20 protein-coding genes and 2 pseudogenes are annotated in these 21,504 nt (G+C 57.5%); 12 read left to right on the forward strand and 10 right to left on the reverse strand.

The genetic code is table 11. The features are described from left to right. Positions 1-81: 81 nt before the first annotated feature. Complete coding sequence (locus tag XM38_RS13040; protein ID WP_187329397.1) at positions 82-651, reverse strand: tetratricopeptide repeat protein; 570 nt, start codon at positions 649-651, stop codon at positions 82-84. 368 nt (positions 652-1,019) lie between these two features. Here XM38_RS13040 and XM38_RS13045 point away from each other — a divergent pair. Then, positions 1,020-1,247: pseudogene (locus XM38_RS13045) on the forward strand (Uma2 family endonuclease); the annotation flags it as partial. A gap of 90 nt (positions 1,248-1,337) precedes the next feature. Here the strand turns inward: XM38_RS13045 and XM38_RS13050 are convergent. The 5 genes and pseudogenes from XM38_RS13050 to XM38_RS13070 form a co-directional block, all read right to left on the reverse strand. Continuing rightward, positions 1,338-3,176, reverse strand: coding sequence for an ABC transporter ATP-binding protein (locus tag XM38_RS13050; RefSeq protein ID WP_088430071.1), 1,839 nt, complete (start codon positions 3,174-3,176; stop codon positions 1,338-1,340). A 208-nt stretch (positions 3,177-3,384) separates the two neighbouring features. Beyond that, the gene (locus tag XM38_RS13055) at positions 3,385-3,702 is read right to left on the reverse strand and encodes a hypothetical protein (RefSeq protein ID WP_088430073.1); all 318 of its coding nucleotides are present in this window, start codon (positions 3,700-3,702) and stop codon (positions 3,385-3,387) included. A gap of 103 nt (positions 3,703-3,805) precedes the next feature. After that, positions 3,806-4,714 carry a hypothetical protein gene (locus tag XM38_RS13060; RefSeq protein WP_088430075.1) on the reverse strand — a complete coding sequence of 303 codons (909 nt, stop codon included), beginning with the start codon at positions 4,712-4,714 and terminating at the stop codon, positions 3,806-3,808. A 358-nt stretch (positions 4,715-5,072) separates the two neighbouring features. Further along, a pseudogene (locus tag XM38_RS13065) lies at positions 5,073-7,479 on the reverse strand (sigma 54-interacting transcriptional regulator); the annotation flags it as partial. A gap of 211 nt (positions 7,480-7,690) precedes the next feature. Then, positions 7,691-8,518: a retropepsin-like aspartic protease family protein gene (locus tag XM38_RS13070; RefSeq protein WP_225889308.1), complete on the reverse strand. Its 828-nt coding sequence runs from the start codon at positions 8,516-8,518 to the stop codon at positions 7,691-7,693. Positions 8,519-8,824: 306 nt separating this feature from the next. Between XM38_RS13070 and carA the strand changes: the two genes are divergently transcribed. From carA to XM38_RS13095, 5 genes are all read left to right on the forward strand, one after another. Further along, positions 8,825-9,991 carry a glutamine-hydrolyzing carbamoyl-phosphate synthase small subunit gene (carA, locus tag XM38_RS13075; RefSeq protein WP_088430077.1) on the forward strand — a complete coding sequence of 389 codons (1,167 nt, stop codon included), beginning with the start codon at positions 8,825-8,827 and terminating at the stop codon, positions 9,989-9,991. Between the two features lie 117 nt (positions 9,992-10,108). Beyond that, positions 10,109-10,477, forward strand: coding sequence for an STAS domain-containing protein (locus XM38_RS13080; RefSeq protein ID WP_202979028.1), 369 nt, complete (start codon positions 10,109-10,111; stop codon positions 10,475-10,477). An 85-nt stretch (positions 10,478-10,562) separates the two neighbouring features. Further along, positions 10,563-11,012, forward strand: a complete 450-nt coding sequence (locus XM38_RS13085; RefSeq protein WP_080812109.1) for a Mini-ribonuclease 3 — start codon at positions 10,563-10,565, stop codon at positions 11,010-11,012. Positions 11,013-11,063: 51 nt separating this feature from the next. Beyond that, a complete protein-coding gene (gene rlmB / locus XM38_RS13090) occupies positions 11,064-12,020 on the forward strand; it encodes a 23S rRNA (guanosine(2251)-2'-O)-methyltransferase RlmB (RefSeq protein ID WP_225889309.1) in 957 nt (318 codons plus the stop codon). A gap of 105 nt (positions 12,021-12,125) precedes the next feature. Beyond that, on the forward strand, positions 12,126-12,407 hold the full coding sequence (locus XM38_RS13095; RefSeq protein WP_088430081.1) for a DUF1816 domain-containing protein: 282 nt from the start codon (positions 12,126-12,128) through the stop codon (positions 12,405-12,407). 316 nt (positions 12,408-12,723) lie between these two features. Here XM38_RS13095 and XM38_RS13100 read toward each other — a convergent pair whose 3' ends face one another. Next, the gene (locus tag XM38_RS13100; protein WP_088430083.1) at positions 12,724-13,554 is read right to left on the reverse strand and encodes an alpha/beta fold hydrolase; all 831 of its coding nucleotides are present in this window, start codon (positions 13,552-13,554) and stop codon (positions 12,724-12,726) included. Positions 13,555-13,728: 174 nt separating this feature from the next. On the opposite strand from XM38_RS13100, the gene XM38_RS13105 reads away from it, so the two are divergent. The 5 genes from XM38_RS13105 (at position 13,729) to XM38_RS13125 (ending at position 18,307) form a co-directional block, all read left to right on the forward strand. Further along, complete coding sequence (locus XM38_RS13105; RefSeq protein WP_080812113.1) at positions 13,729-14,064, forward strand: ArsR/SmtB family transcription factor; 336 nt, start codon at positions 13,729-13,731, stop codon at positions 14,062-14,064. Between the two features lie 353 nt (positions 14,065-14,417). Next, positions 14,418-15,572 (forward strand): ACR3 family arsenite efflux transporter, encoded by a 1,155-nt coding sequence (gene arsB / locus XM38_RS13110; RefSeq protein ID WP_080812115.1) that lies wholly within the window; start codon positions 14,418-14,420, stop codon positions 15,570-15,572. Next, the gene (arsN2, locus tag XM38_RS13115; RefSeq protein ID WP_080812117.1) at positions 15,572-16,051 is read left to right on the forward strand and encodes an arsenic resistance N-acetyltransferase ArsN2; all 480 of its coding nucleotides are present in this window, start codon (positions 15,572-15,574) and stop codon (positions 16,049-16,051) included. Before arsB ends, arsN2 begins: the two co-directional genes overlap by 1 nt. Before the next feature lie 10 nt (positions 16,052-16,061). Next, the gene (arsC, locus tag XM38_RS13120) at positions 16,062-16,472 is read left to right on the forward strand and encodes an arsenate reductase, glutathione/glutaredoxin type (protein WP_080812119.1); all 411 of its coding nucleotides are present in this window, start codon (positions 16,062-16,064) and stop codon (positions 16,470-16,472) included. A gap of 269 nt (positions 16,473-16,741) precedes the next feature. Beyond that, the gene (locus XM38_RS13125) at positions 16,742-18,307 is read left to right on the forward strand and encodes a bifunctional pantoate--beta-alanine ligase/(d)CMP kinase (RefSeq protein WP_088430085.1); all 1,566 of its coding nucleotides are present in this window, start codon (positions 16,742-16,744) and stop codon (positions 18,305-18,307) included. On the opposite strand, the gene XM38_RS13130 is transcribed toward XM38_RS13125, so the two are convergent. The 3 genes from XM38_RS13130 to XM38_RS13140 all read right to left on the reverse strand — a co-directional run bounded on the left by XM38_RS13130 (position 18,308) and on the right by XM38_RS13140 (position 20,428). After that, on the reverse strand, positions 18,308-18,487 hold the full coding sequence (locus XM38_RS13130; protein ID WP_137455111.1) for a hypothetical protein: 180 nt from the start codon (positions 18,485-18,487) through the stop codon (positions 18,308-18,310). It lies immediately after the preceding gene. Between the two features lie 83 nt (positions 18,488-18,570). After that, a complete protein-coding gene (locus XM38_RS13135; RefSeq protein WP_225889310.1) occupies positions 18,571-19,044 on the reverse strand; it encodes a CHASE2 domain-containing protein in 474 nt (157 codons plus the stop codon). Continuing rightward, positions 18,965-20,428, reverse strand: coding sequence for a protein kinase domain-containing protein (locus XM38_RS13140; protein WP_088430090.1), 1,464 nt, complete (start codon positions 20,426-20,428; stop codon positions 18,965-18,967). Before XM38_RS13140 ends, XM38_RS13135 begins: the two co-directional genes overlap by 80 nt. Before the next feature lie 141 nt (positions 20,429-20,569). Here XM38_RS13140 and XM38_RS13145 point away from each other — a divergent pair, with 141 nt between their 5' ends. Further along, positions 20,570-21,436, forward strand: coding sequence for a shikimate dehydrogenase (locus XM38_RS13145; protein WP_080812125.1), 867 nt, complete (start codon positions 20,570-20,572; stop codon positions 21,434-21,436). The last annotated feature ends 68 nt before the right edge of the window (positions 21,437-21,504 follow it).

Raw genomic sequence — 21,504 nt, forward strand, 5'->3', positions numbered from 1 at the left:
TCAATATCTACTCCGGCTGCCAAGATGCCGCGCCCTGCCGCCCACACTTCTCCCCGCACCTCACACACCCGATCTTGCTGCCTATTCAGCGGTAGCCCCCAGCCTCTGCTCAACGGCAGTCAAGTTTTCCTGGGCCGCCGTAAAGTCAGGGTCGATAGCTAAAGCCTGCTCATAGGCAGCAATGGCTTCCTCGTAGCGTTCCAGATTGGCCAGGGCCGTGCCCAGGTTGTTATAGGCTTCGGCGTAGTCAGGGTTAAGCTCTACGGCCTGCTGATAGGCCGCCACCGCCTCCTCCCCCTCTAGCAAATTCCCCAGATTGTTGTAGGTCTCGGCCATCTCCGGATCCAGCTCAATGGCCTGTTGATAGGCAGCAATGGCCTCCTGATACTGTTCCTGCTGGACTAACACCATCCCCAGGTTGTTGTAGATCGTAGCGCTGTCAGGGTCCAGCTCAATGGCGCGGCGATAGGCGGCGGCTGAACCCTCTAAATCCCCCAAGAAATAGAGCGTCGCCCCCAAATTGTTATAGGCATCGGGATTCTCTGGCTGCAGTTCAATCAGCTGCCGCCAAGCCCTGGCCGCCGCCTCATAGTCTCCGGCTCGATAGGCTTCGATGCCCTCTTGAGCCACCTCTTGCGCCGATTGGGCCATGGCTGGCCCAGCTTGCATAGGCAGGATTAGGCATGCCAGCAGAAAGGGCCACCAGCTAAGTCGGATTGCTCTCATTGGGTTAGGTTACTCCACAGTCGCCTCTTGCGAATTCTACCGTAATCGAGAGTTTCTCTCAATTAATTCCTAATTGTCAGCTGCGGCAACCTCTACATACTCAGGCACCAGGTTTAGAGGCTATTTGGAAAGTACCCTGCAACCTTGCTCCAGACTGGATTCTGGCCCACAGAGCCACACGCTCTAAAACGCTTACCCTGCAGGACTGTCAGCCGAGTTTTCAAATGCCCTCTTAGGGGTCAACGATGACACTTGCAACTGATCGATTCACTCAACCAACCCCACTCAGTTTTGAAGACTACGCCCTACTAGGCATTCCAGAATATTGGATTGCTGATCATCAAGGTCTAGGGGGTGAATTCTTCATCGGTCGTCCGAAGCAACCGACCTTAACCGTATGTGTCTTGAGCGAAGAGGGGCGCTATGAAAGGCAAATGCTGCGAGGCGACCAGCCAATAGTTTCTGCCGTCTTTCCTACATTGAACCTGACGGCAGCAACCGGGCTAGGGGCTGGGCAGTGATTCATCGTTCATCTACGCCGCTAAGTCCCACTACACCTTGCCTAGAAGGACCCATGGCATTGGGGTAACGATGCGATATTGCCTGCGGCGCTAAGCCAGCTCAGTGGCAGAGCCTGCCCTGAGCAAATGAGCAAAGCGCGAATTAGGATCACCAGCCAGGGAGAGGCGATCGCCATACTCTACAATCTGGCCTTTTTCTAAGATCAATATTTGATCGGCTCGCGCTACGGTTTTTAATCGGTGAGCGATGATGATGCCTGTGCGGTTTGCCAGCAGCCGATCTACTGCTTGCTCAATCAGCTGCTCTGTCAGCGGATCCAGGCGAGACGATGCTTCATCCAGCACCACCAGTCCCGGATCTTTTAGAAACACTCGGGCAAAGGCCAGCAGTTGCGCCTGCCCCGCCGACAGCCCGCCGCTGTCGGCCCCTAGTTCGGTATCCAATCCCTGTGGTAGTTGCTCCAGCCAGGGCATCAGCCCCAACTGGTCCAGGGTATGCAAAATAGCTTGATCGGGGATGTGCTCATTAAAAAACGTCAGGTTGTTGCGCACCGAGGTTTGAAACAATTGCACATCCTGGGTCACAAATCCCACCCGGAGCGGCAACTCCGGTAGTGGCACCTGAGCAATATTGATTCCTGCTAAGCGAATTTGCCCCCGCTGAATGTCGTAAAGCCGCAACAGTAAACGAGCCAGGGTGCTTTTGCCACTGCCAGTGCGACCGAGTAGACCCAGGACCTGGCCAGCTGGCAGGTGCAGGGTGAGGTTTTGTAGGGTATAGAGAGAATTTTGAGTGTTGAGTTCTGGATGTTGAGTTGGATCGCGTTGAGTGATGTTGAATTGAGAACTCAAACCTGAGAACTCAAAATTTTTTTCCTCTCCCTCATACCTAAACCAAACCTCATGAAACTCCACTGACAGCGGCCCCTTGGGCAAGACAGCCTGACCACCAGGAAGGAGGCTGCTACGGTGGCTGAGTAAATGCTGGATGCGTTGGACGCTGGCGATGGCCTGCTGGAATTGTTCCAGCTCTTGGCGGATGCGTTCGATCGGGTCTTGCAGCAGGGTGGCGTAGTAGAAGAGCAGGTAGACCGTGCCGATGGTGATGGCGTTGCGCTGCCACAGGTAAGCGCCGATGGCCAGTGCGATCGCATGTCCCAGCGTAAATAGGCCGACGGTACTGCCCCAGAGCAGAGTACTGGTGAAGCGGGCCTGGTGGAAGACCGTCAGCCAACGTCGCAGCAGACGGTAGAGCCGTTGCATCACATAGTCGACGGCACCGTTGGCGCGAATATCTTCCAGGCCGCCCAGGTGCTCGGCCACAAATCCGTAGAATTCGGCGCTGACCTGGCGATAGTGGCGCCAGGGGGCCACGGCTAAGGATTGCAGCCCTCCTAGAATCCCCAAGGCCACCAGGGCAAACAGGCTGAGGCTGAGGCCAGCCCGCCAGTCTTCGACCCACAAGATGGTCAAAATGCCTACCACCAGCAGGCCATTGCCGATCACTTGTAGCACGAACTGGGAAAAGAAGCGGGAGAGGGCATCCACATCGCCGTCCACCCGCTCCACTAACTCGCCAGGAGTATGGGCCTTGTGAAAGGCCAGATCCAGATTCAGGGTGTGCTGGGCTAGATCGAGGCGCAGGTCATTGGTGGCACTCCAGGCCACAGTCTCACTGAAATAGGTGGATGCGATCGCAAGTCCGTGACGGATGAACGCAATGGCCATAAACCCCAACGCGGCCAACACCAACAACCGCTGCGACCCGCCCGCCACCGCCGTATCGATGAAATAACGCAAAATCTGCGGGTTCAGCACCTGCAAGCCAATCCCCCCCAGCAACGTCACGGCCAGCCCCATCACTCGGCCGCGTTGGGGGGCAAGGTACGTGACCAACAGTTGACGATAAGATTGCTCCGATCCCCCCATGGAGTTGCCATTATCCAATACAACCCGGCCATAGCACCTGCCTAAACTATTTGGCCAGCGCTATAGTAGCGTAACGAGAGTAGCGTAACGAGAACGGAGAGCCAAAAGGATGCCTAGCCGGAGTTTTTTGACTCATAGCCGGAAAATAGTGCCCCGTTAGCCTGGCAAGATCGGACGCCATCAGGCCGATACATTGCCATTCAACGGCCTATAGGGCTTCCGCCACGGCACTGGTTGCCATCAGGCAGATGGTCACGATCGCTAGACGCCAAAACCAAGGACTGATCGTCGACACCAACGTGCCAATCACCTGAAAGTCACTAAAAATTGGCGCCGTCAGGCACACCAAGAGAAAGGCAAACAAGGCCAGCATTAGATATTTCACGACCCGCGTGGTCAATCGGTAGATACCACTGCGATTGGGGGCTCGTCCCATGGGATGTCCTCCAGTCTGAATCAATGGATGCTCTACCATTAAGTGATTCTGGGCCAACTCCTGTGACCACTGGCCCCAAGAGCACTGCATCGTCTTGCCCGTCAGCCACGACAGGGCCAATTCCGCCGCTGACGACGTTGACTTATGCTAGTTCTCCGGATAACAGCTACTCATCCCCCCTCTGAGCGGGGAGTTACCAATCGCCTACCTGTCTGAGCATGATCTGGTTGCCCTGGAGTTGCTGTAGCCTGGCTTTCAGAGCCACATTTTCCCGGCGCAAGGCGTCGTTTTCTTGCTTATACTGGTCCCGTTCGGCGGCCACGGCCTGATAGCGATACTTAAGCTGGCTCTGTTGCTGAAACTGCTCGGCTAGCTCGGTTTCGAGATCACTGAGCTGCTGTTGGGTAATCTGTAGGGCTTGGAAGAGGGTCTCGGCCTGATGGCATGGTTCCAGGGCCTGCGAATCCGCGGCCAACGCATCGGGTGTCGATGGCGGCGGGGCAGACTCTTCCGCCTCTGTCGCTGCCATGGCTTTCGCCGACGGCACCCCGTCCTCTAAGGCCACCTGCAACCTGAGCAAGCGCAGTCGGTGCTGGCTCAGGCAGGCCTCCAGTTGCTGCACATGGCCGTAGGCCTGTTGGAGTTGGCCCCCTAGGGTCACCGTTAGGCTACGAACGATCATCAACTCAGATCGGGACTGAGCCGCGTCGCCAGCCAAAGACTCGAGCTGACCGTCCTGACACTGATTGGTCAGGCGCCCCAGATAGGTCTGGACTTCGATCTGGCTCTGTTGTAATCGCCGTCGCAGCTGTTGGATCTGCCGCTGCTGTTGCTGGACGGCGGTGGCGATGCCGAGCACCAGATTCCACAAAACCTGCTGTTGCCAACTGGTCTTATCAGCCAACTGCTGCTTCAGGGTGACGATAATCTGTTGCTGAACATTGGCATACCGCTCGGTTTTCACCAGCTGGGATTCCAGCAGTTGATGCTCTTCCACCCGCTGCTGCAAGTCGTCTAAGGCATCTAGGGCCTGATCTAGGGCCCGTTGCAGTAGGCAAATGCGCTGCACCAGCTTGAAGTCCAGGGAACCATCATGGGACATAGGGCTAGTCGGTATCCATTGCGTTGGCTAAGTCGCTTGCGTTGGCTAAGTCGCGCTGCGGCCATGACCCAATGGTCAACGGAGCAGAACCAGAGGCTCCTAAACCAAGGAACATCTACTGAGAGCAATCATGTGAGAAAATCATGACTGATTAGCTCGCCAGGCCTGAATGACTGAGGGGGTCTTACCCACCACCCCCTCCAGATCTTATCCCTGATAGCTCAGACCCGAGATCAAATTGCCACAATCCTGCCCCGATCTCCTAGGGCACAGAGGTGCTGGGGGCAGCAAGTGCCGCCAGGGCTGACGGGCAAATTTTCTGGCTCAAATACTATTGAGGCTACCCCACCCCAGCAGGCAGCACACTACCCTGCAAGAAGGCGATTACCGCTGGATGGGCCACCAAGACCGGTAGGTGGTTCCCCTCTAGCCCTAATGGTGCCAGGCTCAATGGCAGCACCCGTCCCCCTTCACTCAGGCGCCAGCCGCAGATAGTGGGCTAGATTAGCAGCCCACACTAGAGGCAGATAGCCGTAGGCCAAGGTGATAAAGGGACGCGGGCTTCAGCAATGGCCGCCATCGATGCAGCAACACCATGAGGCCATGGGCCAGCAAGCGGCGTGCGGTCGCAGGTAAGCCCAAGGCCAGAACCGAGAACGACCAGGTGAGACCCAAGAAGTGGCTCAGATCCCCACGTTAGCCCTAGCTGGACCTGAATCCTCCGGGAGGCCGCCGCAAGGAATACCGCACCCAGCCAACAGCCCCACATCAGGGCCACCTCATAGGAGCGGGCCCACATGAGTAGTCCACAGCTCCATGCCGGGAGGGCGCAGGTTAAACTCCACCGAGCCGATGGGGGCAGGCCTTCAGGCAGGTCATACAGAGCACACAGTCGCGGTTATCCTCCAGCTGAGCCGGGTGGGAATAGAGGGGGCAGCCAGTCGTCTCCAACCCTTCCCCCTTTTGGGGGCCGCCCTTGTAACACTGGTAGGTGGTACACTCCGCCGAGCAAATGCCCTGCTGGGCCCGCAGCTCGGTCATGGACAGCTTGGCGAACAGGCCATTCATGCCGCCGATGGGGCAGAGATAGCGGCACCAAAAGCGCCGCTCAAACAGGGCCGAGAAGATCATGGCCCCGGCGGTGATCAGCAACAGCAGACAGGCCGAGAGGTAGGCGGTGTCCTCCAGATCCCAGATCTTCCCCCACGCAAGATCAGGACGAACAGACCAAACAAGAACCAGCCTCCCCAGCGCTCCGCCCGCTGCCGGGGCCAGCGTTTTAAGGGCTGGGGCAGTAACCGCTGTCGCAGGGCCTGGGTGACTTCGCCGTAGATCATAAAGGGGCAGACGGCACACCAGACGCGTCCCACGAAGGGGAAGCCGATCAATACCAGGGGCCACCACCAAGCCCAAAACAGATTGAGGGCGACATTTTCCTGGCGGGTCTGGGGGCCGATGAATAGGACGGCCACCACCAGGGCGAAGAAGGCCAAGGTAAAGCCGTAGTTAATGCGATCCGGCCACCAGGGGCTGCGCAAAAATCGCCGCAACTTCGGGTAACCATTGAGGAGATTGAACCGTAGCTGCTGCTTTTTCCCCTGGGAGGGCCAGATGATTTCTTCGGTAATGACGCCGCCCGGATCCACCTGGGCAATGGCGCGAGACACCAGGTTTTCCAGCTCCCGCAAGTTGTTGGGAAAATCGTAGGCCTGCAGCTTGCGGATGGCTTCTGGGGCCACCTGTAGGCGCTCAATGCCGCGACGACGGCAGATCAAGCTGATGTAGTAGTCCACCTGGTCGCTGATGTCCGCCTTACGCACCCGCACTGGTGGCACCTTGATCTCCGTATCGACGGCGGCAGACAGTTGAGGCATCACCCGCTCGGTAATCACGATCAGCCGGGCCTGGGTGGTCTTAGCCGAGGCTGGGGGATCGTCTGGGCGGTGGATTGGGTGATAGCGTCGCGTCTGCAGCAACTCTACGATGGCGGGGAGTAATTCCTCTGGTAGCTCCTGCACATTGTTGAAGATGAGGGTGCCTTGCCCCAGGGCCTCGATCAGACCAGGGCGACCGCGACCGCGGCCGAAGAGGTCGGCCCCACTGGCCTGGACCTTGGAGCAATCCACCTGGATGATCGGATCCCGGCGGCGGGCGGAGCCAAAGTGAATCAGCGCCGCTAGGTTATCTTTCTCCAGGCCTGGCTCGCCAAAGATCAACACCGACGCCTGATTATCGGAGGCTTCGCGAATGTGCGATCGCAACCGATTTGCATAGCGACTGCGACCGATCACTCCCCGTTTGGCCTTAGTGACCACATAGGGGCGTAAGATCGCTTGCCGCTCCTGCTCGTAATCCAACTGGAAAGACAGTTGCTTCAGCTCATTTACCAATTGGCGGGTAAAGGTTTGTAAAATCGCCGGGTATTGGCTCAGCAGCTGCCGAAAGCGGTCGGCCCTCAAATACCAGAGTCGCACCGGAGTTAAAGCCACCACGGTCTTGTCAGGCGGCTGATCCAGCAATAGCGATTCTAGATTTAGAACCGCCCCCGGCAAATAACTCACCGCCCCCGGCCGCTCATCGGTTTCCAGTCGGCCTTGATGCAAGACATAGAGGCCATCTGGTTGCTCACCCGCCACCACCAACCGCTGCTGGGCCTGGATGGAACGCTCCTCTAAACACGGGGCCAATGCTTCTAAAATGTCTTCACTGAGTAGGTTGAGGGCCGTTCGCTCCTGCAACCATGTCACGATGTCAGGGATAGGCATGGGTAAAGGGGGCTCCTGAGCGAGTCTACCGAAACCTAAAGCCCCATCCAGACCAGGGATAGGGCTTCTAGCCCTGGTTCAGTTGCACCCTAGACGGGACGTAAGAGCATGATAGACCCGATCAATTTATTCGTCCCCGCGGCGTTGCTGCTCTTAATTATTTTGGCGGCTATCTTTTTTAGCCGGCCATGAGCGCCCATGGGCTCACTCCCTAGGGATACAAGTGAATCGCGTGGGAGCCCATGGAAATGCCATAGTCGCCATAGATATCTTGGCCCAAGAGTCCCACATCTCCGCCAATGGCCACCACGACACCTTCCTGGCGGAGTCCTCCGACGTCAATGGCATTGACATAGCCCAAGGGCAACGTTACCCGACTGCCATCGGCAATGGTAACCGTGGCCTCACCCACAATGGTGACTCCGATGGCATCGGCCATCTGGCGGGTAATTAGGGTGCCACTGGCTCCGGTGTCGAACAGCATGGTGAACTGCCGCTGCCCCTGCTGCCCCTGCAGGGAAACTGGCACCACTGGGATTCCCCCTCTACGGGCAACAATCGGAATCTGGGCGACGCGGCCATCGGCGGCGACTGGCTCTGATGACGATACGGTCGGCTCTGTCCCAATGGCTTGACGCTGCTGGCGAGCCGCCGCCAGGTTTTGCCGATATTCCGCTATTTTCTGTTGAGCCTTGCTATAGTTCGGATCGCCGGCGGGCACCTGGGCCATGAAATCAATGGCCACTTGCCAGCGATTGATGGCTAAGTCCCAATCCTGGGGAGATTGGGCCGATTGGCCAATGGAAACCGCACTCGTGGCAGCATTGACGGCCTGGCGAAAATGATCGCTCGAGGCTGGCTTAGGGGTGGCCGGGGCCGCTGCCTGGGTAGGCCCGGAGGCACTCTCCTCTGGGTTGGCCGCACTCGCCATACTAACGGTTGCCGTCGAGTCTGCAGCCTTGGGATCCTCGAGCTGAGGACCGCAGCTGACCAAGAGACAGGCTAAACCACCCAGCATCCAATTAGGTCGCAACCGCATGATTGATTCTTGCTCCGGTGCTATGGGGATGACAGCTCCATGGCTGTGCCATGATCATCAGACTCCAGCCCTAGCGTCTAATGCCTCAGGAATCATCGCCGTGGCATCGGCGTTAGAGGGCTCCAGCTAACTACTCAGCCAAGGGCTGGCTGAACGGGCCAAATAAGCTGAGTTCAATCGCCTAGACCAGGATATTTTTCTAGATGGAAGACGCTTCAGGGTCTATTTTAGCGATCTCAATCATGCCCATAGGCTTTAGGATAGTAGCGCTTACAGAATCCCTACAAACCTGGATACCGTCGATTTATGACTTTTCTCGAGGCTAAGCCGGCCCTATTGGTCCTAGCAGATGGCTCAGTATACCGGGGCTGGTCCTTTGGCGCCGCAGGCACCATCCTGGGGGAGGTGGTCTTCAACACGGGCATGACTGGCTATCAGGAAGTGTTAACCGATCCCAGCTACCGCGGTCAGATCGTCACCTTTACCTATCCGGAACTGGGCAATACCGGCGTCAACCCCGATGATGACGAATCGCCCCATCCCCAAGTGTCTGGGGTGATTGCCCGCAATATCTGCCCGTTGCCTAGCAACTGGCGGGCCACCCAATCCCTGCCGAGCTACTTAGAAAACCATGGCATCCCCGGCATCTACGGCATAGACACCCGGGCCCTCACCCGCAAGATTCGCAGCCTCGGGGCCATGAATGGGGCCATTTCCAGCGACATCTTGGATGCCGATGAATTGCTGCGACAGCTGCAGACGGTTCCTGCCATGGAAGGGCTGAATTTGGTGCGAGATGTCACGACGGCTGCGGTTTACGAGTGGACCGAGGCCAGCAATCCGATTTGGGCAGTGAGTCCACCTGCAGCGAGTGCCCACGAGCCGCCTCTTACCGTGGTGGCCATTGACTTTGGCATCAAGCGCAACATTCTCCGTCGGTTGGCCAGCCACGGCTGCCGCGTAATTGTGGTGCCGGTGACGACCTCGCCAGAGACCATCCTCAGCTACACCCCAGACGGTATCTTTCTCTCCAATGGACCTGGGGATCCGGCAGCGGTGGCGGAAGCCCCAGCGCTAATTCGCGCCCTCCTGAACCATCGACTGCCGACCTTCGGCATCTGTATGGGCCACCAAATCCTGGGCCTGTCCTTAGGGGGTAAAACCTTCAAGCTCAAATTTGGCCACCGCGGTCTGAATCAACCCTGTGGTCTCCAGCGGCAAGTGGAAATCACTAGCCAGAACCATGGGTTTGCCCTGGATGCTGACTCCCTGGATACCTCGCAGGTGACCATCACCCACCTCAATCTCAATGATCGCACCGTCGCCGGCATCGAGCACAAGCAACTGCCGCTGTTTTCGGTGCAATATCACCCCGAGGCCAGTCCCGGCCCCCATGATGCTGATTACCTATTCCAAAAATTTGTTGAGACCATGCGGCAACATCGTCAGAAATCCCTGCAGAAGACCTTTTGAGCACTACTGTAGCGTCGGCCTAACGGGTTTTGTCCCCCCCTCACGATGCCTTGCAGTTGCGTTTATACTGGCATATACTGAAGCGTCGAATTCGGAGATCGAGCTAGGAGGTTTCCCATAGCTGAGCCGTTAACCCTGACCGTAAGCTTACGAGGCACCCGAGACGTCAGGGCAAGTTATCAAGTCTTTCGCCTCACTGGGCTGCTAGATGCATTCTCTGAGCCGACCTTTCGTAAGGTGCTCAACCGATGCATTGATGAGGGGCCCCGCAATATTATCCTGGACCTGTCTGCCATTGACTTCGTGGACAGTTCCGGCCTAGGGGCGCTGGTGCAAATCGTCAAGAAGGCAAAGACAGAGGGAGGCAGTGTGCAGGTGGTCACCAATGCCCGGGTGACTCAAACGGTTAAATTGGTGCGCCTGGAACAATTTCTGTCTCTGCAGCCCTCGGTTGAGGTGGCCATTGCTAATGTAGAGAAGACCTGAGAGAAGACCTGACCATTGTCGTTCTACTGGGCAACTAGTGGGAGTTTGGGCAGCATAATCCAGTCTCCGCTAGGAAGGTAGATCCATGGTGCTGGAGTCGAGTCGCTTTTGGACCTTGCGAGCCCATCTCACTGCGGAGGCAATGGCGATGACTAGGGCTGAGCTCCCCTCGCAAGGGTTATCTCCTACGGCTTTAGCGTATTTAGGAGATGCCGTGTATGAACTATTCGTGCGGGAACAGTTTCTGTTTCCCCCCAGTCGGATCAAAACCTATCACCGTCGGGTAGTGGCGCAAGTCCGGGCGGAACAGCAGGCGCGTCATTTGACGGCGTTGCGATCGCAGCTCACGGCAGCAGAAGATGATATCGTCCGTCGTGGTCGTAACGCCGCTCCCAAGCGCCCCGGCCGCAGTGATCCCCAAGCCTACCAACAGGCCACCGGATTTGAAGCCCTGATCGGCTATCTCTACTTAAACGATCCCCAGCGGCTCTTAGAGCTCCTCAACCATCTTGATTTCACCGCCCCCACGCCTTAACGGTCAGCAGTCACTCCTAACGGCCTCCAGAACGCAATGAACAACGATACCATGGCTTCGAAGCAACCTCATCCTCGTCCCTCGGGCGGGCGATCTCGTCCCCAGCGCTCTGGGGGGCCCAAGCGCAGCCGAGATACCTTCAAGCCCCGTCGTTCCGGTAGTACTAAAGCACCCAAGCCCGTAAAACCGAGCAAAACAGCCGGGACCCCGGCCGATCAGCCAGACGCAGAAGACGCTGCCGATCTCATCTATGGCCGCCATGCTGTCGAAGCCGCCATCACCAATCAGCGTCCCCTAAATCGGCTCTGGGTCAACAGCCGACTCCGCTATGACTCCCGCTTCTTGCCGCTACTATCAGAGGCAAAAGCCAGGGGTGCTGTCATCGACGAAGTCGACAGCCGCCGCCTCAATCAGCTGTCCAACGGCGCCAACCATCAGGGCCTAGTGGCCCAGGTGGCCTCCTACGATTACCGGGATCTCGGCGATCTCATGGCCCAGGCTCAGCAGACAGTCAAGATTCCCGTGGTGATCGCCGCCGATGGCATTACCGATCCCCACAATCTCGGGGCGATCATTCGCAGTGCTGAGGCGCTAGGAGCCCAGGGAATCGTGATTCCCCAACGGCGAGCCGTCGGCATCACTGCCACTGTGGCGAAAGTCGCCGCCGGCGCCCTAGAGACCTTTCCCGTAGCCCGGGTCGTCAACCTGAGGCGGGCCCTGGAAGAACTGAAGCAACAGGGCTTTTGGATCTATGGGCTGGCGGCAACGGGACGGCGATCGCTGCATACCGCCCGCTTCGATCGCCCCACCGTCTTGGTGGTGGGAGCTGAGGGCGACGGTCTCAGCCTGACCATTCAAGAGAGCTGTGACCAGCTGATATCCGTTCCCCTGCGAGGCAAGACCCCCAGCTTGAATGCATCTGTTGCTACCGGCATGGCGCTCTACGAGATTTATCGTCAACAATGGGTGAGTCAACTGTATCTGGATTCTTTGCAAAAAGAAAAGTAAAGAAGTATAACGGAATTTGAACAATATCGCCGTTCTCTTTCCGGGTGTGGTGATCGCGAGGAGTTAGGGCACCCTATTTCCAGTTAGGCAGAGGATAATAAGCTTATGATTGGTCGTCTGTTTAAAAACCTATTTGGGTCCAACAAGGCATGGTGGGTGGAAATTAAAACCCAAAATCCTGTCTGTACCTACTACTTCGGACCATTTTCCATTGCTGAAGAAGCCGAGCTAGCTAAGAACGGCTACATCGAGGATCTTGAGCAGGAAGGCGCTTCTCATATCCAGACTGCGGTTAAACATTGCCAGCAGCCAGAGCAGCTGACCATCTCAGCGGAGGAGAGCGATGCCATCGGCGGTATTCCCTCCCCTGCATTTAGCCAGTCTTAACAGGCGTTAGATAGGACGCCATCCAGGTTTTGATCATTATTGGCGCCCTGGACTGAGCCGATCACCCGATACAGCGGCATGTTTAACCGGCACATATAGCGTTGGCCAGTCAGCTGAGGACAGAGCCGATCGCCCAATAGCCCAGTCTAGGGGGGCCGACTGGCTCGCCACTGCGCCCAGCATGGTGGCGGTGGCTATATCGACTAGAGCGGCAAGGCTGCATTGATCAGGATCTCCCTTTCTGCCTTCTGCCTTCTGCCTTCTGCCTTCTGCCTTCTGCCTTCTGCCTTCTGCCTTCTGCCTTCTGCCTTCTGCCTTAGCTCTGAGCGGTGGCTATATATAGATCCGGGAAGGTCTGCCGCAGCCAGGTCTGGATGTCACCAGTGACCTGGGTAGGAATTTCCCAGGGAAAAAGATGGGCCACATTGCTATAGCTATGGAGCTGGCAGTTGGCCAGGTATTTAGCTGTCTCCTGACTCGCCATCGCGGTGATGTGGCGATCCTCACGGCCACAGAGCATGAGGCAAGGCATGGTCAGGGAGTCCAGGACCGATGATCGGTCATAGCCCTGGACTAGGGCTTGGGATAGGGCCTGGCGAGCTCCCCGTGAGGTCTTCAGATAGGCCGGCACTCCTTCCCCGGCCAACCGTCGATAGACTGCCTGGGTGTGGTGCCGCAGTAGATAGCGGTAAAGGGAGCGGCGACCGGTTTGGATGGCCCAGTCGCACCCCGGACGTAACCAGTTAAGGCCAGTTGAGAGCCCCGTATAGAGCAAATCTTGCCAGGTAATCGCCGGATGGCTACTCCGGGGACGGGCGGCCGTTGCCACCAAAATCAATCCCCGGATGCGCTCCGGCTGAGCTAAGGCCAACTCTAGGGCCAAAATGCCACCCAGGGACCAGCCCAGCACTAGGCATTGGTCAATGGCGCGTTCGTCTAGGAGGGCCACTAGATCGCTAAGATGGTCGCTCATCTGGAAGGGATAGCGGCTGCGACTCTGGCCATAGCCGCGCAGATCGGGGGCAATGGTCTGAAAGCGACGGCTGAAGACGTCGGTGAAAACGCTAAGACTGCGACCATTGCCAGGATGGCCATGGAGGCAGAGGATGGGGTAACCGCTACCGGCGACGGTGGTATGAAGACGCATGAACCGTAACCCAGAGAATTAGAGGCACCTTAGCTTAAGTTCAACCGCATCTGAGTAATCTGCAGCCCCCATTATCGCCTACGGGCCTCTCTATGGAGCGTCGCCGTTAACTAGGGCCTGCTACACTGCTAGGCAGATCCGACATATCCTGGCTATCGGCTATTACTAGCATTAATGGCAAATACGGCTCCAGTCATATCAACTGAACTTGTTACAGCCTTCAAAGCCCTCTCGGATCCGCTGCGATTGCAGGTGGTGGAGTTGCTACGGGAACAGGAGCTATGTGTCTGCGATTTATGTGACTCTCTAGCGGTAGCCCAGTCTAAACTCTCCTTTCACCTGAAGACTCTGAAAGAGGCCCGATTGATTCGCTCTCGCCAGCAGGGACGTTGGATTTACTACAGCCTCAATCTGACCCGGTTGGTTGAACTAGAGCAGTATTTGGCTGAGTTCCGTCGCTTCAGTTCGATGTTGCCGGCCAGAACCTGTCCGCCGGCACCTAAGAGCTAATTTGCAAGGGAAATCTTAAAAAAGCTCCAGGGTGAGCTTTCTCTAGGGTTTGATCTCACTTGGAGATTAACAGATTTTTCGAAAGCCTGGCTCTGACTGCTGTCTAGGTGGTTTGCAAATCACCTCTAATGGTGACACTGCTTAGCTGAGCCCTGGACTTGTCGAGCCAGCTACTCTAACCGCAAAGCCCTCTTCAGAGCCATACACGTCAAGCTGGGAATTCATTTCCTGGCCAATGATGGGAGCTTGACAAATCAAATTTTATTGAAATGATGGATATGGAGAGACCAGCCGCATCCCGGGTTTGCCTCTCCATATTGATATTGATTCCCCTCGCGTGAGTAGAGGATTCCATGGGTACAGGTTCTTCAGAGATCAATGCCAGGGCGGTTCATGCCGGAGGGCGACTCGGCTTCTTTGAGCGCTATCTCACCGTCTGGGTTGTGGTGTGCATTGTCGTCGGCATTGGATTGGGACGCCTGTTTCCTGGGGTGGCGGTGGCCCTGGACGCCATGAGTGTCTATCAAGTCTCGATTCCCATTGCTATCTGCCTGTTTTTCATGATGTATCCCATCATGGTCAAGATCGATTTTGGCCAGGCCAAGAAGGCGGCCCAGACGCCGAAGCCGGTCATCCTGACCCTGGTGGTGAACTGGCTGATAAAACCCTTCACCATGGTGATATTTGCGCAAGTCTTCTTGGGCTGGTTGTTTCGTCCGCTATTGGCTGGCACGGAGTTAATCCGCGGTGGAGAGATTGCCCTGGCGGATAGCTACATCGCCGGAGCGATCTTACTAGGGATTGCCCCCTGTACGGCCATGGTGCTGATGTGGGGCTATCTGTCCTTTAGTAATCAGGGCCACACGCTGGTGATGGTGGCGATTAACTCCCTGGCCATGCTGTTTCTATATGCGCCACTGGGGCGGTGGTTGTTGGCGGCCAATAACCTGAGCGTGCCCTGGGAAACCATTGTGTTGTCAGTCCTGATCTATGTGGGCCTACCCCTGTTGGCGGGGGCCGTGTCTAGAACCTGGATACTGCGCCACAAGGGTAAAGCCTGGTTCGAGACGGTGTTTTTGAAATACTTGAGCCCGGTGGCGGTGGCGGCCCTGTTGATTACTCTGGTGCTGTTGTTTGCCTTCAAGGGTGACTTGATTGGGCGCCATCCATTTCATATTGCGCTGATTGCGGTGCCGCTGTTCTTGCAGACAAATTTTATTTTCCTGATCACCTACGCCATTGCCCAGAAGCTGGGCTTCTATTACGAGGATGCGGCCCCAGCGGCGCTGATTGGGGCCAGTAATCACTTTGAGGTTGCGATCGCAACGGCGGTGACCCTATTCGGCCTCAATTCAGGAGTGGCCTTGGCCACCGTGGTTGGGGTACTGATCGAAGTCCCGGTGATGTTGCTGTTGGTAGACCTCTGCAAGCGTACGGCCTTCTGGTTCCCTCGAGATCCGGAAAAGGCAACCTTATCCGATCCCCGCTGTTTGAAAGCCCATCTCTAATGGTTTCTCAACTACCAGGGTTGTATTTGCGTTCGGCTACGGTGGCTGATCAACCGTTGATCCAGACATGGTTGGGGCAACATCAGCTACCGACTGAGGACCTCTCAGATATTCTCGATTGTCTGTATCTAGGTGTTCAAGGAAACGACATTGTTGGTATAGGCGGTATTGAACGTCATGGGGAAGATGGCCTCCTGCGTTCCTTGGTGATTGCTCCGTCCTGGCAAGGCCAAGGCTATGGCCAACGGCTCTGTCGTCAGTTGATTCAGCAGGCTCAGTTTGAAGGTCTCCAGGCTCTGTATTTACTCACTAATACAGCTCCTCACTTTTTTGCCAAACTGGGCTTCGCCTGCATTGAGCGCCAGTTTGCCCCGACAACCATACAGCAGACGACAGAGTTTGCATCTCTCTGTCCAGACTCGGCAATCTGCATGCAGCTTTTATTACCTGTTTCCGAATCGTCACCATTACTCAATTGAGGTATTTTCCATGAAACGGGTCATGTTCGTCTGCAAGAAAAATTCTGCTCGCTCCCAAATGGCGGAAGGCTTCGCCAAGACCTTTGGGGCTGGCAAGATCGAGGTAACCAGTGCCGGCCTAGACGCCAGCCAGGTGCGGCCAGAGGCCATTGCCGCCATGGCAGCCGTGGGCATTGACATCAGTGACCAGACATCCAAGGCGCTAAGCGACTTTTCCCCCGAGGACTTCGACGCCGTCATTTCTCTCTGTGGCTGCGGCGTCGACCTGCCGCCAGAATGGGTGACCCGCCCCCACTTCGATGACTGGCAGTTGGAGGATCCGGCAGAGCAGCCTGAGATCTTTCCCCAGGTCCGCGATCAGATTCGTCAGCGGGTGGAAGCCCTGATCGCCACCCTCAGCCCCGAGACGGCAGCGCCCTGATATCTGCCTAATCAAGCCCCAGCCCCCTTACTCCCCTAGATCTTGACGGGCTCATTGCGTCGAGAAGCTGCCAGGCAGCCACCTTGTGGGGGCCATTTTGGTTGTCTTGGCCACAAAGTCGCCGTCAACATTTAGTAAACTTTCCCCTGACCTGCGGCCTCTGCCAGGGAATGGCGTCATGATCTAAAGGGTCATGATTGACCGTCTTCCCCACCCCGTCATCGCGGTTACTATACAATGCGGGTTGCGATTATCACAGGAGTGGAGCCGTGCAGCTGCTCAAAACGGTGGAAGGATTACACTGCTACCTGGTGCGCCTGCGGGCGGCACCAGCGGCCCAGACCGTTGGTCTCGTCCCCACCATGGGCGCGTTGCACCAAGGGCACGCTAGCTTGATACAGCGAGCCCGCCAAGACAATGACCAGGTGGTGGTCAGCATCTTCGTCAACCCCCTGCAGTTTGGCCCCGGAGAAGACCTGGACCAGTATCCCCGCACCTTGAGTGAAGATCTGCGCCAGTGCCATGATCTGGGCGTGGATGCGGTGTTTGCGCCTACTGCGGCGGTGCTCTATGGCGACAGCCTGGAAGCCGGAGTCACCCAGGTGGTGCCCCCCCCAGCCATGACGGCGTGTCTCTGCGGTCGCTTCCGCCCCGGGCATTTTACTGGCGTGGCCACGGTGGTGACCAAATTGCTGAACCTGGTGCAGCCCGATCGGGCCTACTTTGGCCAGAAAGACGCGCAGCAGCTGGCGATCCTGCAACAGTTGGTCCGGGATTTAAACATCGCCAGCCAGATCGTGCCCTGCCCCACGGTGCGCGAGGCCGATGGCCTGGCCGTCAGTTCTCGCAATCGCTACCTCAGCCCCCAAGAGCGGCAGCAGGCCACCGTGCTCTACCAAGGTCTGCAGGCGGCGGCTCAAAGGTTTCAGCAAGGGGAGTGCCAGGGACAGGTCCTGATCGATACCGTTCAGGCGGTGTTGGCTACCGTCCCGGCGGTGCGGCCCCAGTATGTGGAGTTGGTCCATCCCCAGACCCTGACCCCCCTCTGGCAGATTGACACGGTGGGGCTGTTGGCGGTAGCTGCCCATGTCGGCCAGACCCGCTTGATCGATAATTGGTGGTTGCGATCGCGGCGGCCCATCATCGCCATCGACGGTCCAGCCGGCGCCGGTAAATCTACGGTGGCTCGCCGGGTAGCCCAAACCCTCGATCTGCTCTATCTAGACAGCGGTGCCATGTATCGGGCCATCACCTGGTTGGTGTTGCAGCGGGGCATCGATCCCCAGGATGAGGTCGCCGTCGCCGAGGTGATCCCGGACTGTGAGATTCGCCTAGCCGCTGGCGAGCCAGGCACCCCCTTCCCCTCCCGCATCTGGATCAACGACCAAGAAGTGACCCGAGCCATTCGCTCCCCAGCGGTGACCCAGCATGTCTCCACCGTCGCAGCGCAACCGATGGTGCGGCAGAGGCTACTGCAGCAACAGCAGGTCCATGGCGTCCATGGCGGCATTGTCATGGAAGGGCGCGATATCGGCACCCAGGTCTTTCCCCAGGCAGAACTGAAAATTTTTCTCACTGCCTCGGTGCAAGAGCGGGCCCGGCGACGACAGCGGGACCTGGCCGCCCAGCAACACCCCCCCGTGAGCCTAGAGGATCTGGCCCAGGCCATCGACGAACGCGATCGCAAAGATAGCACCCGCCGGGTAGCCCCCTTGCAGCAGGCTGACGATGCCATCGAACTATGCACCGACGGCCTCACCATCGACGATGTGGTGGCGAAAATCGTGCATCTCTATCACCAGTCTCTCAACGCCGCCGCGACGACAGCCGACTAATCAATGGCTGCCAGGTGAAGGTAGACCGACGCCCCGGTGGAGAGCCCCGGTGCACCAAGATAGCCACCCACAGCGCTTGACCACAAACCCTGTCCAGAGGCGCAGCCAGAGGGATCCAGCTCCGAGCTGAAAACACAGCACCGACACCCCGACAATCACCGTCCCGGGCCAAGACGCCAACCGATTCCCTGCCGCCAGGGTGACGAGAGCAGCAGCAGCCCGAAGCTACCCCACCCCACCCCACCCCCAGAACCAAAGAATATCTACCCACTCCGGCCAACTCCAGGGCAAGGGCGTCGATCTAACACCACACTGAGCAACCTGACTGGTGGCCTGACTATGGAGATGGTGACCCCAGCCATCTGGTGATTGTCAGCCTCGAAACTACTGTAGGGGGTATAGAACAGATCCTTGGCACTGGGCGCCGTGGTGCCGATCAATATCAGCTTGTCTTTAACCCAATTAGACGGCAAACTTCCCTGCAATACCCGAGTCAGGGAAACCTGGCGGGCCACCTGCTCTGGCGAGCGATAATCCAGCAACAACTGGTAGCCACGGGCATCGACCCCCTGATACCCCCCGAAATTGGAGGTCAGGGGCCAGAAAATCGTCTCTCCAAGTTGCATGATGTCAGGATCCACCTGACTCCCCTCGGGTTCAATGCCCTCTGCCGCCAGATACTTGCAGCCACCAGCCGTAGGGAAAAGCTGTAATACACACCGGCGCGTCGGCCTCATTACTGGCAGAGGCGAACAACAAGTTGCGCCGAATGACACCGTCGGAGTCCACCGGGATATCATTAAACCCCACCCGGTCAGAAGGCACGGTGTCAGGGGGCGGCAGGGCTTGATTCGAGGTGCCACCAATGCTGAAAATGGCCACTAGATTGGGAGCCTGCAGCGTCTCTAGTAATTGGGCATGGCCATCGCCCTGGGGCAGTTCCCGATGCATGTCGAGACCGATGACCCGAGGGTCATAGCCCTGCAGGATGTCGATGGCCTGGGCTAGGGTGGCATCGGTTGGGGTAGGGCGCTGTAAGCGCTGCAAATCGGCTTCGGTAATTTCCACCAGCAGCAACCGCGGGTCCGGGCCCAGGTCGGGCTGCTGATAGACCAGCCAATCGTAAACGGCCAGCTCTGGCGGCACAAAGCCCCCCAGCTGGCGCACCCCAAATACTAGGGCCGTGGCCATGACTGGCGCTGCTAACCGCCACCACCAGGGTTGCCCCCCCTTTTGACTGGACCGCAGATCTGGGACCGTCTCGGGGATATCCACCTCGAGGACCAACTGGTCTAGGCGATTTAAATCCGCCAAGGCCGCCTGGGCCGAGCCATAGCGGCGATATACCGAGGGTTGCACTAACTGACGCAGGAATTGCTCTAACCCAGGGCTCACCGATACCGACATTGGCCATTGCAGGGGAGTCGTTTCGGGATCATCGACCCAATCCGAGGGAGACTCCCCGCTGAGGGCGTGAATTGCCGTCATGCCTAGGGCGTAGAGGTCACTACTGAAGCGAGGTTTGCCTGCCAACTGTTCACAGGGCGTATACCCCTGGGTGCCAATCCCCACCGTCAGTTGCGTATCTGAGGGGCCTGACAGCTGGGTTCGGATTTGCTTGACGGCCCCAAAGTCGATCAGCACTAACTTGCCGTCGCGATGGCGACGGATTAAATTATCAGGCTTGATATCCCGATGGATGACATTCTGACTGTGGACAAAGCTGAGAATCGTCAGCACCTGATGTAACAGGTCGATGACGTCGGCTTCACCGAAACGTCCCTTGGCCTTAAATTCTTCTTTGAGTGACTGGCCATCGATGAAGTCTTGCACCAGATAGAACTCATTGTCCTCTTCAAAATGATCCAGCAGGGTCGGAATTTGGTCATGCTGTCCTAAGGTCTCTAGGGTAGAGACTTCGGTGTCAAACAGGCGGCGGGCCACAGTCAGAAAATTAGAGGTCTGGCTGGCCGGCTGTAATTGCTTCACCACACAAAGCCCGTCGTGATCAGCCTGTCCCTCTGTGGCCCTAATATCCTCAGCCAGATAGGTCTGACCAAATCCTCCTGATCCTAGGGCTCGAATTAGTTTGTAACGTCCTGCTAGCAACGTGCCGATCATAGTGACCTTAAAGGACCTTGCCCTGATTCTACCCAGTGAGTTCCTCTGAGATGTTCAGCATAGACGGCTATTGAACCGAATCCAAGGGACCAGGTAGGATGCTGAGGCATCACAGTCGTTTAACCTACTCTCTAAATCCTAATGATCACCGGTTCGACCCGGCTATTGGGGGTGATGGGAGATCCCGTAGATCACTCCCTCTCTCCCGTCATGCACAATGCCGCCCTGCAGGAATTAGGGGTTGACCTGGTCTATGTGCCCTTTCCAGTGTCGCCTCAACACTTGCCCGCGGCTTTGGATGGCTTAGGGGCCTTGGGGGTGCAAGGGGTGAACCTCACCATTCCCCATAAGCAAGCAGTGATTCCGCTCCTCTGCCAGGTCTCCGATATGGCCACAGCGATTGGAGCCGTGAACACCATTTGGCCCACGCCCCAGGGCTGGGCCGGGACCAATACGGACGTCGATGGCTTCCTGGCTCCCCTAGCAGCCTACCCTCGCGACTGGGCCCAAACCACTGCCGTAATTCTGGGCAACGGCGGGGCGGCACGGGCAGTGGTAGCTGGCTGCGCGCACCTGGGCTGTCAGGCCATTTGGGTAATTGGGCGCCGAGCCACTAAGCTACAGCACTTCTTAGCCGGGTGGCAGACCTCTGCCCTTCAGCCTCCTCTGCGAGTAGACACCTGGGAGCGGCTGTATGAGCATTTGCCCCAGGCTGGACTCCTGGTCAACACTACTCCGGTGGGCATGGCGCCCCAGGTGGAGGCCTCGCCACTCAGTAGGTCCATGATGGCCCAGCTGCCGCAGGGGGCCATTGTCTATGATCTGATCTACACCCCGCGCCCCACTCAATTTCTGCAGCAAGCAGTGGCTGCAGGGCTAACCAGCGTAGACGGCTTAGAGATGCTAGTGCAACAGGGGGCGGCCGCCCTAACCCTTTGGCTGCAACAGCCCGTCCCCATCGACACCATGCGCCAGGCTCTCTGGCAGCGACTGTCCTTATCCGCCTGAGCCACCTACCTTGGGGGCGCCGGATCGGGTTAAGCTGAAGTCGGCTTTCAGGGAAATGCAAGTGATGC

The organism is Halomicronema hongdechloris C2206 (genome assembly GCF_002075285.3).
In the GTDB taxonomy this organism is placed as follows: Bacteria; Cyanobacteriota; Cyanobacteriia; order Phormidesmidales; family Phormidesmidaceae; genus Halomicronema_B; species Halomicronema_B hongdechloris.

What these genes read in the sequence shown, in the direction of transcription:
- XM38_RS13040 (WP_187329397.1), bottom strand. Translation starts at nt 651, where the DNA reads ATGGCCCAATCGGCGCAAGAGGTGGCTCAAGAGGGCATCGAAGCCTAT.
- XM38_RS13050 (WP_088430071.1), bottom strand. Translation starts at nt 3,176, where the DNA reads ATGGGGGGATCGGAGCAATCTTATCGTCAACTGTTGGTCACGTACCTT.
- XM38_RS13055 (WP_088430073.1), bottom strand. Translation starts at nt 3,702, where the DNA reads ATGCAGTGCTCTTGGGGCCAGTGGTCACAGGAGTTGGCCCAGAATCAC.
- XM38_RS13060 (WP_088430075.1), bottom strand. Translation starts at nt 4,714, where the DNA reads ATGTCCCATGATGGTTCCCTGGACTTCAAGCTGGTGCAGCGCATTTGC.
- XM38_RS13070 (WP_225889308.1), bottom strand. Translation starts at nt 8,518, where the DNA reads ATGCGGTTGCGACCTAATTGGATGCTGGGTGGTTTAGCCTGTCTCTTG.
- carA (WP_088430077.1), top strand. Translation starts at nt 8,825, where the DNA reads ATGACTTTTCTCGAGGCTAAGCCGGCCCTATTGGTCCTAGCAGATGGC.
- XM38_RS13085 (WP_080812109.1), top strand. Translation starts at nt 10,563, where the DNA reads ATGGTGCTGGAGTCGAGTCGCTTTTGGACCTTGCGAGCCCATCTCACT.
- rlmB (WP_225889309.1), top strand. Translation starts at nt 11,064, where the DNA reads ATGGCTTCGAAGCAACCTCATCCTCGTCCCTCGGGCGGGCGATCTCGT.
- XM38_RS13095 (WP_088430081.1), top strand. Translation starts at nt 12,126, where the DNA reads ATGATTGGTCGTCTGTTTAAAAACCTATTTGGGTCCAACAAGGCATGG.
- XM38_RS13100 (WP_088430083.1), bottom strand. Translation starts at nt 13,554, where the DNA reads ATGCGTCTTCATACCACCGTCGCCGGTAGCGGTTACCCCATCCTCTGC.
- XM38_RS13105 (WP_080812113.1), top strand. Translation starts at nt 13,729, where the DNA reads ATGGCAAATACGGCTCCAGTCATATCAACTGAACTTGTTACAGCCTTC.
- arsB (WP_080812115.1), top strand. Translation starts at nt 14,418, where the DNA reads ATGGGTACAGGTTCTTCAGAGATCAATGCCAGGGCGGTTCATGCCGGA.
- arsN2 (WP_080812117.1), top strand. Translation starts at nt 15,572, where the DNA reads ATGGTTTCTCAACTACCAGGGTTGTATTTGCGTTCGGCTACGGTGGCT.
- arsC (WP_080812119.1), top strand. Translation starts at nt 16,062, where the DNA reads ATGAAACGGGTCATGTTCGTCTGCAAGAAAAATTCTGCTCGCTCCCAA.
- XM38_RS13135 (WP_225889310.1), bottom strand. Translation starts at nt 19,044, where the DNA reads ATGAGGCCGACGCGCCGGTGTGTATTACAGCTTTTCCCTACGGCTGGT.
- XM38_RS13140 (WP_088430090.1), bottom strand. Translation starts at nt 20,428, where the DNA reads ATGATCGGCACGTTGCTAGCAGGACGTTACAAACTAATTCGAGCCCTA.
- XM38_RS13145 (WP_080812125.1), top strand. Translation starts at nt 20,570, where the DNA reads ATGATCACCGGTTCGACCCGGCTATTGGGGGTGATGGGAGATCCCGTA.